8 protein-coding genes are annotated in these 14,067 nt (G+C 74.5%); 3 read left to right on the forward strand and 5 right to left on the reverse strand.

What is annotated here, in order from left to right:
• Positions 1-142: 142 nt before the first annotated feature.
• Positions 143-832 carry a TIGR03089 family protein gene (locus O7598_RS24980; protein WP_269693706.1) on the forward strand — a complete coding sequence of 230 codons (690 nt, stop codon included), beginning with the start codon at positions 143-145 and terminating at the stop codon, positions 830-832.
• Positions 833-975: 143 nt separating this feature from the next.
• Here the strand turns inward: O7598_RS24980 and O7598_RS24985 are convergent, their stop codons facing one another.
• Positions 976-2,946, reverse strand: coding sequence for an acetoacetate--CoA ligase (locus O7598_RS24985; RefSeq protein ID WP_269693707.1), 1,971 nt, complete (start codon positions 2,944-2,946; stop codon positions 976-978).
• A gap of 201 nt (positions 2,947-3,147) precedes the next feature.
• The gene (locus O7598_RS24990; protein WP_269693708.1) at positions 3,148-3,663 is read right to left on the reverse strand and encodes an acyl-CoA thioesterase; all 516 of its coding nucleotides are present in this window, start codon (positions 3,661-3,663) and stop codon (positions 3,148-3,150) included.
• 23 nt (positions 3,664-3,686) lie between these two features.
• Between O7598_RS24990 and O7598_RS24995 the strand changes: the two genes are divergently transcribed.
• Positions 3,687-4,337 carry a hypothetical protein gene (locus O7598_RS24995; protein ID WP_269693709.1) on the forward strand — a complete coding sequence of 217 codons (651 nt, stop codon included), beginning with the start codon at positions 3,687-3,689 and terminating at the stop codon, positions 4,335-4,337.
• A gap of 94 nt (positions 4,338-4,431) precedes the next feature.
• Here O7598_RS24995 and O7598_RS25000 read toward each other — a convergent pair whose 3' ends face one another.
• A complete protein-coding gene (locus tag O7598_RS25000) occupies positions 4,432-5,712 on the reverse strand; it encodes a S1 family peptidase (protein ID WP_269693710.1) in 1,281 nt (426 codons plus the stop codon).
• A gap of 192 nt (positions 5,713-5,904) precedes the next feature.
• On the opposite strand from O7598_RS25000, the gene O7598_RS25005 reads away from it, so the two are divergent.
• The gene (locus O7598_RS25005) at positions 5,905-7,080 is read left to right on the forward strand and encodes an MFS transporter (protein ID WP_269693711.1); all 1,176 of its coding nucleotides are present in this window, start codon (positions 5,905-5,907) and stop codon (positions 7,078-7,080) included.
• 51 nt (positions 7,081-7,131) lie between these two features.
• On the opposite strand, the gene O7598_RS25010 is transcribed toward O7598_RS25005, so the two are convergent.
• Together O7598_RS25010 and O7598_RS25015 are read right to left on the reverse strand one after the other, a co-directional pair.
• Positions 7,132-10,971: a hypothetical protein gene (locus O7598_RS25010; protein WP_269693712.1), complete on the reverse strand. Its 3,840-nt coding sequence runs from the start codon at positions 10,969-10,971 to the stop codon at positions 7,132-7,134.
• A gap of 3 nt (positions 10,972-10,974) precedes the next feature.
• Positions 10,975-14,064, reverse strand: a complete 3,090-nt coding sequence (locus O7598_RS25015; protein ID WP_269693713.1) for a hypothetical protein — start codon at positions 14,062-14,064, stop codon at positions 10,975-10,977.
• Between the last annotated feature and the right edge of the window lie 3 nt (positions 14,065-14,067).

Consider the following 14,067-nt stretch of genomic DNA (forward strand, 5'->3'; position numbering starts at 1 on the left):
TCCTCAGGTGGCGCGGTTGTGGGGAAGAACACTGTCGGCAAGCCTACGCCGGGCGGGGTGTCCGACGCTGACTGCGACCCGACGGTACGCCGACTTGTCGTTGTCATCGAGTACGCGCCCGGGGCGCGTATCGTTCGCGCCGATGGCCGACAACATTGCCCGGGTGTTCGCCGACGCGATCGCGCCCGACCCCACCCGACCGCTGCTGACCTGGTATGACGACGCCACCGGCGAACGCACCGAGCTCTCCGGCGCGACGCTGGCGAACTGGGTGGCCAAGACCGCCAACCTGCTCGTGGACGAGGCCGGCTGCGCGCCCGGCGATCCGGTCGCCGTGCTGCTGCCGCCGCACTGGCAGACCGCCGCGGTGCTGCTCGGCTGCTGGTCGGCGAAGCTCACCGTGGCGGACGCCCCGGGGCCGGTGGAGGTGCTGTTCACCGCCGTCGACCGGGTCGACGAGGCGGCCCGGTGGCCGGCCGGCGAGCGGTACGCGCTGGCGCTGGACCCGTTCGCGCTGCCGATGCGTCAGGTGCCGGCCGGATGCGCCGACTTCGTCAGCGCGGTCCGCGCCCACGGCGACCACTTCACCCCGTACCCCGAGGCCGGCGCGGTGGACGCGACGCTGCTGGCCCGCGCGGAGGCCCGCGCCGCGGAGCTGGGCCTCACCCCCGGCGACCGCCTGCTGGTCGACGTGACCCGGCACCCCGACCCGGTCGACTGGCTGCTGGCCCCGCTGACCGCCGGCGCCTCCGTGGTCGCCTGCGCCCACCCCGACCCGGCCCGCCTCCCCACCCGCGCCAAATCCGAGAAGACCACCCGCACCCTCCCCTGACCCACCCCGCCTCCCCCTCGCCTCCCCTCCCGTCCCCACCGTCCCCCCGCGATCTTGCACTTTCGGCCCCGGATTCAGGGGCATTCACCCCTTTCGTCGGGGCCGAAACTGCAAGATCGACGAGCGGAGGGGTGGGGGTCAGGTCAGGTCGGGCGGCGGGTCTGGGCGAGGGTGGCGAAGGCCGTGAGGGACTCGGGGTTGGCCAGGGCGCCCTTGGCCGCCGCGCGGTCGACCGGGGTGCCGGTCAGGATCTTCTTGACCGGGACCTCCAGCTTCTTCGCGCTGAGCGTGCGCGGCACGGCGCGGACCTGGTGGATCTCGTCCGGCACGTGCCGGGGCGACAGCGCGGTCCGCAGCTCGCGGCAGATCTTCTTCCGCATCGCGTCGTCCAGCTCCAGGCCGTCGGCGAGCACCACGAACAGCAGCAGCTCCCCCGCGCCGCCCTCGTCGTCCTCCAGGTGCACCACCACCGAGTCGACCACCTCGTCGAGCCCCTCCACCACGGAGTAGAACTCGGCAGTGCCGAGGCGCACGCCGCCCCGGTTGAGCGTGGCGTCGGACCGGCCGGTGATGACGCAGCCGCCGCGCTCGTTCACGGTGATCCAGTCGCCGTGCCGCCACACCCCGGGATAGACCTCGAAGTACGCCTCCCGGTAGCGGACGCCGTCCCTGTCGTTCCAGAACCCGACCGGCATGCTCGGCATCGGCTCGGTGATCACCAGCTCGCCGAGCTGGCCGATCACCGGCGAACCGTCGGCGGAGCGGGCCTCCACCTTCGCGCCCAACGCCCGGCAGGCGATCTCCCCGGCGTACACCGGGAGCAGCGGCACCCCGCCGACGAAGCCGGTGCAGACGTCCGTGCCGCCGGAGAGCGACTGGAGCTGGAGGCGGTCGCCGACGTTCTCGTACACCCAGGTGAAGCCCTCGGCGGGCAGCGGCGCGCCGGTCGACCCGAGACCGCGCAACGCGGACAGGTCGGCGACCTCCCGCGGCACCAGCCCGGCCTTGCGGCAGGCCAGCAGGAACGGGGCCGAGGTGCCGAAGTAGGTGGTGCCGGTCTCCGCCGCCAGCCGCCACAACGCGCCCAGGTCCGGGTGGCCCGGATTGCCGTCGAACAGCACGATCGCCGCGCCCACCGCCGGCCCGGACACCAGGAAGTTCCACATCATCCAGCCGGTCGTGGTGAACCACAGGAACCGGTCGGACGGGCCCAGGTCGTGGTGCAGGGCCAGCATCTTCAGGTGCTCCAGCAGGATGCCGCCGTGCCCGTGCACGATCGGCTTCGGCAGCCCGGTGGTGCCGGAGGAGTAGAGCACGTAGAGCGGGTGGTCGAACGGCACCGGAGTGAAGGACGGCGGCTCGTCGGTCTCCGCCGTCAGATCCGCCCAGGCGAGCGCGCCCTCCGGCACGTCACCGGCCGGGTCGAGGTACCCGATCGCGACGGTGTGCCGCACCGACGGCAGCGCGGCCCGGATCGCGGCCACCTCGGCGCGCCGGTCGACCGGCTTGTCGCCGTAGCGGTAGCCGTCCACCGCGACCAGCACCGACGGCTCGATCTGCTGCCAGCGGTCGGTGACGCTGCGGGTGCCGAACTCGGGCGCGCAGGACGAGAAGATCGCGCCCAGGCTCGCGGTGGCGAGCAGCAGGACGTACGTCTCCGGGATGTTCGGCGCGTACGCGGCCACCCGGTCGCCGGGTCCCACGCCGAGCCGGCGCAGGCCGGCGGACACCCGACGGACCCGGTCGCGCAGCTCCGCGGCGGTGAGCGTCTCCGGCGCGCGGGTCTGGCCGTGCGCGATCACCACCGGGTCGTCGTCGCCGAGCCCTGGCATGCGCAGCACGTTCTCCGCGTAGTTGAGCGTCGCACCGGGGAACCAGCGGGCGCCGGGCATGGACCGCTCGGCGAGCGTGGCGGTCGGCGGGGTGTGCGCCACCACCTGGAAGTAGTCCCAGATCGAGCGCCAGAACGCGTCCAGGTCGGTCACCGACCACTGCCACAACGCGTCGTAGTCGGCGAACTCCAGCCCTCGGTGCTCGGTCAGCCAGCGCAGGTAGTCACCGATCCGGGACCGTTCACGCACGTCGGCCGGCGGCGTCCAGAGCACGTCACCCACAGTTCCACCCTCCCTGGGGCCCGGCACGACACTGTGCATGGGCCGTGGCGCCATCTTGCCCTACCTCGTGCCGCCATTCTCCGCACCCGGCACCGCCCACGGGGCGTGCCCACCCCACACCCCGAGCCCCCTCCCCATGTGGGTGTAAGGAGGGGCCCCTTGTTAACGCATGCTGCATAGCAGGGGGCCCCGCTTAACACCTCAGGCGGCGCGGTGGGCCTGGATGGCGCGGCGGCGGGCCAGGCGGTGGGCCCGCCGGATCTCCGCCTCCCGGAAGCGGCGCTCGTCCTCGGGCGTCTCGGGCAGCACCGGGCGCACCGCGCGGGGCGCGCCCCCGACGTCCACCCCGACGAAGACCAGGTACGCGGTGGCGACCCGCACCGGCTCGTCCTCGGCCGAGTCCCAGCGCTCGCCGACCACCCGCACCCCGACCTCCATCGAGGTGTTGCCGGTCCAGTTGACCTGGGCGTGCGCGTGCACCAGATCCCCCACCCGGACCGGCTCGGAGAAGACGATCTCGTCGATGGAGGCGGTGACCGCGGTGCCGCCGCTGTGCCGGGCCGCCGCCGCGCCGGCCACGTCGTCCACGAACTTCATCAGTACCCCACCGTGCACGGTCCCGTACAGATTGACATCGACGGCAGTCATGATGCGACTCAGCGTGACGCGGGAGTACGAGGTCGGCTTACCCGACGGGACCGCGGGATGATCTGTCATGCCGGAAACGGTACGGTGCGCGGATGCGACATCTCTGGAGCTTCCTCGCCGGGTTGGTGGTGGCGCCCGTCACCTGGGTGCTCGTCACCCTCGGTCAGGACGGGTCTGGGCGGACCGTCAACCGCTGGGTGGAGATCGGTACGTACAGCACCCCGAACCTGATCGAGCCGGCCGTCTATCTGGGCGTCGCCGGCGTCCTGCTCGGCCTGCTCGGCACACTGCGCTTCTCGCCGCTCGGCCCGCTCGTGGCGGGACTGCTGCTCGTGGTCCCGTACGTCGGGCTGTTCGTCGCGCCGTTCACCGTGCGGGACCGGGTACCCGGCGACCTGAAGCTGCTCGGTGACCCGCTGCCGCTGCGCCAGCCGCTGGACAACGGCACGCTGTTCCTCATCGGCGTGCTGCTGCTGATGGCCGTGTTCAGCGCGGGACGGTGGCGGCGTCGACCCGCGCCGGCGACGGACGGGGCGGAGCTGACCCCGGACGTCACGCCGGCCGAGCAGCGGCCCGCGTCCACCGACTGGCCCCCGCCCGGCCCGCCAAAGGATCCGGACACGGCCCCGCTCACGCTGGCCTACCCCGAGAACCCCACCGAACCCCTGCCCCGCCGCACCGGCGGCGAGTCGCCGTGGTCCGCCCCGCCCCGGTACGGCGCCGACCACCCCACCGACCGCTGAGACGACCGCGGGCGGGCCGGCACCGGCCCGCCCGCCCCGGTCGTCCGCGCCGGCCCGGTCGGTCCCGGATGCCGTGTCACGCCGACCGGTCCGGTCAGCCGACCCCCCAGATACCCACGCCCGCGGCCGCGAGCGTGGCCTCGACCGGCTGGAAGTACGACCGCTGCGGCATCGCGACCGGCTTCGTCTCGTTGCCGCAGTACTGCGGCCCGCTCTTCGGCCACAGGTTGCCGTTCTGGGCGTAGAGGACGGCGCTCTGCACGGTGCCGCTGGCGTAGACCAGGGTCGGATCCGCCGAGGCGGTGTAGACCGGGCTGCCGCTGTCCCCGCCCTTGACGCACATGTCCGTCTCGTGCAGGTTGTTGACCCAGATGTCGGCGTTGTTGAAATTCACCTTGCGGCTCCGCTGCACGTCGAGCACCTGACCACAGGTGTGCCCGGTGGTCCGGCCCGCCTTGCAGACCGTCCACCCCTGCCACGGGGTGAAGGTGCGGTAGACCGTCTTCCACCCGAGCCCGTAGTCCCAGACCCAGGGGCCCTGCTCCTGGAAGAACGAGTTCAGGTTCTTGACCACCGCGTGGTCCCGGCTCTCGTCGTAGTAGTGCACCGTGCCGAAGGGCTGCCCGTTGACGTAGAGCAGCCCGTCCGGGTTCACGCAGTGCGCGGCGGTCACCAGGTAGCGGAACTGGAGGCTGTCGGTGGCCGAGAAGCCCGCCGTGCAGGACGCCGGTCCGAAGGTGGTGAACCCGGCGTCGACCCGCTGGGTGGGGACGGCCGTCCCGGTGCCGGTCTCCCAGCGGACGGCGGTGCCCAGCCGACGCGCGGCCGCCGCGATCGCGCCTCCGTCGACGGTCCGGCCGCCCCTCGCGGCCGACTCGGCGACCCGCACCACCACGGCGTCGGCCCGCGCGTCGATGCCGAACGACTCGACCGTCGGGGCCGCGCCGGCCCGGGCCAGCCGACCGAACCGGTCGAGCACCGCGCGCAGCTCGGCGGTCGAGTGCTCGACCAGCCGCGGTCGGGCGCCGGCGGCCCGGACCACTCCGGCCGCCTCCTCGTCGAGCACGTTGACGACGAGGTCGCCGGTGGCGTCGTCGATGTACCCGTCGGCCATCCGCCGGTCGCCCAGCTGCCGGGTGAGCCGCCGGGCGATCTCGGCGTACCCCTGCTGGGCGGTGATCCGCCGGGCCGCCTCGGCCGGGCTGAGCTGTCGGTTCCGCACCAGGTACGCCACCGCGGCCGGGTCCGCCCGGCCGGGTCCGGCCGGCACCTCGAGCGCGGCGCCGGCCACCCCCGGCGCGGTTCCGACGAGCAGGCCGGCCGCCAGGATCAGGACCGCTCCGATCCGGGCCGGTCTCATGTTCGTCCGCGTCATCTCATCTCCTCCGTGATCGCGGGCCGGCGCCGAGGTCTCCGGTCGCCGGTACTGCGAGCAGTAGAGCGAGCACCGGCTGCCCGCCGGCTGCGCCGGGCTTGACCCACGCACAACCCGACCGGGCCGGCCCGGTCGCCGCGCGCTGTCGGATACCGCATTGCCGGCGGTCGGGACGGGCCGCAGGCTGGCCCGATGGGACGGTGGCGGGTCGGTCGGTCCGGGGAGGTCCGCGCCGCGGTCCTGTCGGTGCCGGCGTTCGTGGGCGCCTCGATGACCCAGTTCGCCGGCTCCCTCAACCTGCTCCCTCGGACGGTCGAGCAGGTCACCACGGCGAAGGTCCTGGTCTTCGGCGTCCTGATCGGCGTCGGGGCGTTGGTGTCCATGACCACCGGTGTGCTGGTCGGTCACCGCTCCGACCGCACAGGCGACCGGCGGCCCTGGATCGTCGGGGGAACCGTCCTGCTGACCGCCGGCCTGACGGCCCTGCCCCACCAGGGGACCGTCGGCGGGGTCGTCGGGGCCTGGGTAATCGCCCAGCTCGGCTGGGGCACGATGCACGCCGGGGTGTCGGCGCTGGTCCCGGACCACGTGCCGCCCGACCGGCTCGGGACGGTGTCGGCGTACACCGGTCTGGCCCAGTTCGTGGGGGCGGCGGCCGGCACCGGGCTCGCGGCCCTGCCCGGGACGCCCCTGCCGGTGGACGCGGCGACGGTCGCGCTCGCGGCCACCGCGCTGATCCTGCCGGCCGCGACGGTCGGCCGGGCCGGCGGGCGGCGGGCCCCGGGGCCGCCCCCGGCCGGTTCCCGGTACGGCGACTTCTGGTGGGCCTGGCTGACCCGTTTCACCGCCGCGCTGTCCAACAGCCTGACCATGACCTACCTGCTGTACTACCTGACCGACGTGGTCCGGCACCCGAACCCGACCGGCGGCCAGTTCGTCCTGGTCCTCACCGCCGGGCTCGCCGTCGTGCTGGTGGCGCCGCTGACCGGCCACCTGTCCGACCGGTGGCGGCGGCGCAAACGGTTCGTGATCGCCGCGATGGCGGCGATGGCCGCCGGCGAGCTGATCCTGGCCGCACTGCCGTGGTGGGGTGCCACGGTCGTCGCCGCCACGGTGTTCGGGCTCGGCTACGGCACCTACCTCGCCGTCGACCAGGCACTGGTCATCGAGGTGCTGCCCGACCGCGCGCGGTTGGCCCGCGACCTCGGACTGCTCAACGTGGCCGGGGCCGCCCCGGGCGTCGTCGGCCCGCCGCTGGCCGCCGCGCTGCTGGCGGGCGGGCTCGGCTACGCCGGCGTGTACGTCGCCGCGGCGCTGGTCACGGCCGCCGGGATCGCCGCCGTGCCGCCCATCCGCCGGGTGCGGTGACCGGGGCGGACCCGCCCGGGTGGCGGGTCCGCCGTCGGGAGGGCGCTCCGTTCAGAACACCAGGTGCGTGTCGAACGTCTCCAGGTAGACCGTCCGCACGGCGTCCACCGGGGAGACCAGCGACCAGCCGTGCTGCCGCTCCTCCACGACGATCCGGCCGGCCAGCAGCGCGGCCTGGGTGGCCTGCCCGTCGGCCACGTCGTCGCCGTCGCCGCCGGTCAACTCGGTCGGGTTCGTGCCGACGGGCAGGGCCAGCGTGCCCTGGTAGGTCACCGTGGTCCCGCTCACCGTCCGGGTCAACGTGGTGGAGCCGGCCAGGACCGGCTTGGTGATCTCGGAGGCCGGGCCGGGGACCCGGACGTGGAAGCGGGCCAGGGCGGTGGCGCCGTGCAGCTCCGGTCCGGTCAGCCTCACCCGCACCGAGTCGGCGGCCAGCGGGGTGACCTCCAGGGTGCGCAGCGGCGGAAGCTGGGCCGGTTCGGCACGAACCACCCGGGAGACGTGGCAGCCCGGCACCGAGTGCGGTTGCAGGCGCACCAGCGCCAGGCGCAGGAACGGGAAGGCGTGCGGGCCGACGTTCACCGCGACGTCGGCGTACCAGAGTTCCCGTTCGGCGTCGTAGTGGACCTCGTGCCCGACGACTGTCGTCCCGTAGTTGCCCGGGCTGACCGCGCCCATCTCCACCAGCCGTAAGGTCCGTAGCACCTCCCGCTGGTTGGTCAGGCGGTTGGCGGACAGCCGTTGCGGTGCGCCGTGCGGCGCCGGTTCGGCCCGCTCCAACGGGTCGGTGAACCAGTGACTGACCAGGGACGGCACCGGCCCGGCCACCGGTGGCACGCTGTCGGTGTCGAACACCACCACGCCGAGCCGCTCACCGGGCCCGGTGGTGTGCCAGGGCCGCCGCAGGTAGATCCGCACGCCCGGACCGACGCGCTGGCTGGCGTACGCGCGTGGGCCGGCCTCCCGCTGCCAGGAGAGCAGCGGCACGATCGAGTGCACGCGCGGTGGGGCGGGCCGGCGGGCGTTGAGCACGTCGACCTCCCGCCCCGCGCCGGCCAGTTGCAGGTCGCCGGTGGGGGTGGCCGGGTCGAAGTACTCGCGCCAGGAGGTGGTGCCCACCGGCAGGTAGGTGACCTGCCGGTGCCGGGTGTCGCCGAAGAGCTGCCGGCCCGTGAAGGCTGTCACCCCGGAGCCGGTGATCGGCACCGATCCGACGGTGGACCGTCGGGTCTCGGTCGACACCGGGCCGTGCCCGGTGTCGGTGATCTCCTCCCAGACCGCCTCCACGTCGACCTGGGCGGTGCTCGCCGCGTGCGCCGTCACGGTCCCGGTCAGGGTCACCGAGGTGGTGCCCGGCTCCCGGGCCACCTCGGTGGCGCCGAGGGACAGGACGGGCGGCTGCAGCGGGCGTTGCGCGGCGTGGCTGAGCCGGATCTCCTCGCCGGGCGTGACCATCGGCGCCTGACCGGTGCGGACCAGCTTCGGGCTGATCCCGTCGGTGCGCAGCACGGGCAGCACCGCCGGGTCGACCGTGGAGCTGAGCCGGGCCACCACCGAGGTGGCCGGGGGCAGCGTGACCGCCAGCACCGGACGGCCGTCCTCGCGGACCACCGCCGCGCCCACCTGGTCCCCGGTGCGCAGCACCAGCCGGACCGGCGGGCGGTCCGGCCACGGCCCGCCCGGATAGTCCACAGTCACCGGCGCCGCCGAGTCGGGCAGCCGCAGGGCGGCGCCGTCCACCGCCACGTCCGGCAGGTACGGCAGGTGGACCTCGTCGCTGTCGTGCACCACGTACGCCCCGTTGGGCGGCGCGTCGCCGCGGGGCAGGGGCAGGGTCGCGGTGACCGGCCGGCGCACCGGGTCGCTGGTGGTCAACCGGATCCCCGGCGCCGGCAGGCGGGACCCGCCGTCGGGGGCGGCCACGGTCGGCTCGGCGAAGGTGCCGGACTCCCGGCTGGCCAGGGTCAGCAGGCGGCGGCGCTGCCGGGTCCGTTCCGGACTGTCCGGGCCGACCGCCGCGTCGAACACCCCGTGCTGCTCGGCGAGGTGCTGCGGCGAACCGGGAGCCGCGACGTGCCGCTCGCACCGGCTGTCGCCCTTCACCTGGCTGCCGGAGCGGACGACCAGGTGCTGTAACGACTCCCCCGGCCCGAAGTGGGTGCGGGGCACCAGCACGGGGGCGGGGACGCGCTCCTGCCGCTCGTAGCGGACTGCGCGGGTGACCAGCGCCGGGTCGCACCGCTGCGGGTCCACCGAGTTGCCCGCCTGGTCAACCGCCCGGGCCCGGAACTCGTACGACCGGCCGTACCGCAGCACCGGCAGGGTGCCCGGCTCCACGGCGATCGCGGTCCGCAGCGGAAAGTGCGGCAGCGGCCGGGAGTCGATCCGCTCGACCTGGTGGCCGGGGGCCGCGTCGGGCGCCACGACGGGACCGGGTCGGGGCGCGGCCAGGCTCCAACCGGTGAAGCCGAACGCCTCCTCGCCGACGAAGACGTACGAGTGGTCGTCCGCGTCGGCCTGCTCGACCGCGGTGAGCGCGTCCACCGTGCCCTCGTCGTGCACCTCGTACGCGGGCAGCTTGGAGTCGTCGAAGCGGTAGTGCACGACCCGGCGCATCAGGGACAGCCAGGGGCCGCCGTCGACCCGTACGTCCACCCGGTAGCCGGTGGTGACGTCGTCGGCGAACAGCACCAGTTCGTCCCCGCCGGTGTCGCCGGTGGCGAAGCGCTCGGCGCGTTCGCGGGCCTGGCGTACCACCTCCGCGCCGCGGCCGACCCGCACCACGGTGAGCCCCACGTCGCGGCGGGCGGGCAGGACGACCGGCGGTCCCCCCGGGTCGGCGACCGCCGTCGCCATGGTCTGCACGCCCTCGCTCAGGCTCGCCACGTCCAGGTCGCTGACCAGGTACCGGGCGTCCGCCGGGTCGGCGCTCAGGTCGAGCATGCCGTTGCGGATCTCGGTCGGGGCGCCCGCCTGGGTGGCCATCACGAATCGCCGGTCGCCGAGGTCGGCGAGCACCCGGGTCCACGGCTGGCGTAGCGGCACCGGGCCGTTGAGCGGCTTGCCGTCGGCGGTGACCGCCCGGATCGTCCGCTCCCCGTCGAACGGGTCGGTCTCCAGGTCGACGATCAGGCCGAGCCGGCGGGCCAGCGCCGGGTGGTCCAGCAGCATGCCGACGATCTGGTGGAAGTCGGCCTGGTGGACCGACCCCAGCTTGTTGATCACGCCGGACCCGGCGGACGGCTCGTACCGGATCCGGTTGCGGCGCGTCACCTGCGCCACCGCCGCCATCGCCGCGGCGTCCGGATCCCCGGCGGCGCGGAGCAGCTCGGCCGCCCGACGCAGGTTCTCCGGGGTGAGCCGCCCGGGGTCGAGCAGGCTCGCCACCGACCCGGGCACGCCCGCGCCGGCGGCGGACGCCACCCCCGGGCTCTCCGCGCCGGCCCATCGGCGCAGCCCACCGATCCGCCGCACCACCGGGTGGTCGCGGGCGAGCAGCCGCTCCGGGCTGGTCCGGGCGGCGTCGGTGTACAGCGACCGCAACCCGTCGTACGCCTCGCGGTACAGGTAGGCCGGGCCGGCCTTGGTGAGCACCTCGGCGCCCGCCCCGGGTGGCGCGCCGAGCACCGTCGTCGGGGCGAACAGGCGGTTCCACAGGTCCGGCTCGGGGGCGGGGCCGACCACCGACGCCCGGCTCGACCCGCCGGTGGCGGTGGCGATCCGGATCGGGCCGAGCCCGGCGACGATGCCGGGCCAGCCGCCCAGCGGGCTCTCACCGAGGGTACGGGCGGGGCCGGCGTTGCGCGGCGAGGCGACCAGCGACAGTCGGGCCGCCCCGGTGGTCGGGTCGAATCCCGCCGGCAGCAGGGTCCACAGCACACTCCAGGTCATGGTTCAGTCCTCCGGGGTTCCGGGCGGGGTGGCGAACGCGGTGCAGTAGGTGTCCCAGGGCAGCGGCAGCTCGGCCGGCCAGTCGGTCGGGGCCATCAGCTCGGCGAACGTGGGGTCGCCGTTCGCGCCCACGAAGGTCTGCTCGAACGCCACGTGGACGGTCTTGCTGAACCAGAAGAACTTGACCTTCACCGAGATGTCCGCGCGGCCGTACAACTTCCCCTGGTCGGGCAGGTAGGTCAGGGCGAGCATCAGCTCGACCGCGACCGACAGCACACCCAGCACGCTGACCTCGCCGCGGATCCTCAGGTAGGCGGCGAGCACCGCCTCCGAGCCCTCCAGCCGGAAGTAGATCCCGCCCATCGCCGACACCGACCCGCGGGCGACGGCGAGGTTGACGCTCAGCGACGCGCCGAACTCCAGCGAGGCCTCCAGGCGTTGCAGCCCGCCGGTGGAGACGGTGAGGCCGACGAAGCCGCCGCCGGCCAGCGCGGAGACGCTGACCCGGAACGGGTTGACGGCGGTGGCGAAGTCGAACGAGAGGGTCGGCGCCCCCTGCTGGAACGGCAGGTCGAGCTGGCTGCCGAGGACGATGTTCTCGATGCTGAACATGCCGAGGGCGAACTGTGGCACCGGCATGGAGAACGACGAGCGGATGCCGGTGCTGGTGATGTCCAGGGCGGGCGGGTCGCTGAAGCCCAGCTCGTCGACGAGCGTGGCGAGCGTGTCGACGAACGCGAGGATGCCGAGGAACCGGATCCGCCCCAGCTTGACGTCGACGTCCGGCTTCCGGCCGTCCACACCGCTGAACCGGATGCTGCGGATCGGCACCACCACCAGGTCGGCGCTGCCGAATCCCATGGTGAGTTCCAGGTTGCGCAGCTCGACGGAGGCGGACCCACCGACCCGCCGGGCCGCGCTGTCGAGGGTGGCGGCCATCCGCAGGCTGAGCCGCGCCGGGCCGTCGTCGCCGGCGCCCAGCCGGCCCGGCCCGACGGACAGCTCCTGCCCGGGCTCGTCGAAGAGCGTGGTGTCCCAGCTGAACTCCTGCGCGGCCAGGCCGTCGAGTTCGGTGCTCACCAGGCGCGGCAGGTCCGCCGCGTCGAACCGGGAGCGGAGCAGGCCGGTCAGCGGGAAGATGCCGAGGATCCGCAGGTCGCCGAGGGTGTCGGAGAGCCATTCCCGGACGTCGAGCTGCCCGGTGGCCAGCTCGCCGAGCGCGCCCCCGACCGGCCCGAACCGCCGGGACAGCCCGCGGACGTCGAGCGCCGCGCCGGCCAACCCACCGGGCAGGCCACCCTTCAGGTCCAGCACCGGCCCGGCGAGGTGGAGCAGTTCCTCGCCGACGTTGCCGGCGGGGTCGAACCCGTGGTCGCGGAACGCGGCGGCGTACGTCATCTCCAGGTTCTCCCCGGCGGCGCCGGCCAGCCGCTTGAGCGCCGGCACCCCGCCCCGGAGGATCGCCACCTCGGCGCGGGACGGGTTGCCCGGCGCCGGCGCCAGGCTCAGCCGCCGGGCGGTGATGACGGTGCCGTCGGGGCCGGTGGTGGCCGGGTCCGGGTTGGGCGGGGCCAACGCGAGTGCCTGCCCGTCCAGGTCGACGTCGGTCAGTCCGGTGTCGGCCGCCCACGCCTGGCTCACCGCGGCCAGGTCGGTGACCGAGTCCGCGACGAAGACCAGCGGCAGCTCGAAGGTCGACACCAGCTCACCCCGGTCGACGCCCTGGCACCGGTACGCGTACCGGGACCCGCCGACGGTGAGCAGGTAGGTGCCGGGCAACGGGAGGTTCGCCGCGTTCCGGAGCGGATTCTCGGCGGCGTCGCCGACGGGGGTGGTGCGTTCCAGGATCTCGATCTGCCGCCACGGGAAGGTCCGGCGGCTGACCGGGTAGGTCTTGACCGGCCGCAGGACCCGGATCACGGTCCGGGTCTGCAGCGGGGCGGCGTCCCCGTCGACCCCGGTGAGTCGACGCTCGGTCGCGGTGACCTTGAGCGCCCGGTGACCGAAGGGGTAGAGCTGCCCGGCCTCCACCAGACGGACCGACAGGTCCCGGCCCTGCACCACACGCTGGCTCCAGGACCGTACCGGCAGGCTGCTGCTCCAGTCGCCCTCGACGTCCAGCCAGGCGCCCAGCGTGGAGAGGGTCAGCTCGTCGACGGTGAGCGGATCGTCCCACGACTGCTCGGCGACGGCCTTGCGGTTGGCCTCGTTCAGCCCGTTGTTGATCCGCACGTCGCCGACCGCGAGCCGCCAGGCCGGGTCGGCGTTCGGGGCCACCTCGACGGTGCCGACCTTGCGGATCGGGAACGGCCGTGCCGAGCGCCGGCCGCCCTGGTCCCGGGTGGCGAACCGGGTGTGCCACAGCTCCACCCGCCCGTCCCGCTCCACCGGCTCGGCCGCGTGGTCCAGCCGCAGCGCCCCGCCGGGCGGCGACAGGACGAAGCGTGACGGCAGCCGCAGCGCGGTCGCGCCGACCGTCGCGGGCACCCCGTCGGCGGACACCGGCGCGGCCGGCACGCGGGCGTCCGGGGGCGCCGCGTCGTCGTCGGGATCGACGGGTACGGGCGCGGTGACCGCCGCCGCCCGCCGGGCCCGTTCGGCCAGGATCCCGTCGAGGCCGGCCCGGGCGCCGGAGTCCCGACCGGTGGCCGCCGCCAGCACGTCGGCGACCAGGTCGACGGCGGAACGCGCCGTGCCGGCGGCGACCGCGGCGGGCTCCTCGACCTCGCCGGCGAGCGGGTCGGTCACCAGTTTCAGGCCGGGCAGGGCGGCCAGGATCCCGTCCACGGTGAACGGGATCGGCGGGGCGTCCGGCGGCACCGCCAGCACCACCTCCGACTGGGTCGGGAAGATCGGCCGGCGGTCGCCCGCCGGGGTGCCGGCGGCGAGCGGTTCCGCGTACTCCTGCGCCTGCTGCGGCGGGAACGTCAGGACGAGGTAGCCGGTGAACCCGGTGGGCCGGATCCGGTGGACGCCGCCGACCAGGTCGACCGTGAGGTGGTCGAGCCGTACGTCGATGCGGAGCTGGTCGTCGGCGCGGATCAGCGGAAAGCTGGTCAGCGCGGGCGGTGGTGGGACCTGCACGTCGCTCATCGA

This window comes from Micromonospora sp. WMMC241 (assembly GCF_027460165.1).
GTDB lineage: Bacteria > Actinomycetota > Actinomycetes > Mycobacteriales > Micromonosporaceae > Micromonospora > Micromonospora humi.

Coding starts and splice junctions, on each gene's coding strand:
- O7598_RS25000 (WP_269693710.1), bottom strand. CDS start 5,712: ATGACGCGGACGAACATGAGACCGGCCCGGATCGGAGCGGTCCTGATC.
- O7598_RS24990 (WP_269693708.1), bottom strand. CDS start 3,663: ATGACAGATCATCCCGCGGTCCCGTCGGGTAAGCCGACCTCGTACTCC.
- O7598_RS24995 (WP_269693709.1), top strand. CDS start 3,687: ATGCGACATCTCTGGAGCTTCCTCGCCGGGTTGGTGGTGGCGCCCGTC.
- O7598_RS25015 (WP_269693713.1), bottom strand. CDS start 14,064: ATGAGCGACGTGCAGGTCCCACCACCGCCCGCGCTGACCAGCTTTCCG.
- O7598_RS25010 (WP_269693712.1), bottom strand. CDS start 10,971: ATGACCTGGAGTGTGCTGTGGACCCTGCTGCCGGCGGGATTCGACCCG.
- O7598_RS25005 (WP_269693711.1), top strand. CDS start 5,905: ATGGGACGGTGGCGGGTCGGTCGGTCCGGGGAGGTCCGCGCCGCGGTC.
- O7598_RS24980 (WP_269693706.1), top strand. CDS start 143: ATGGCCGACAACATTGCCCGGGTGTTCGCCGACGCGATCGCGCCCGAC.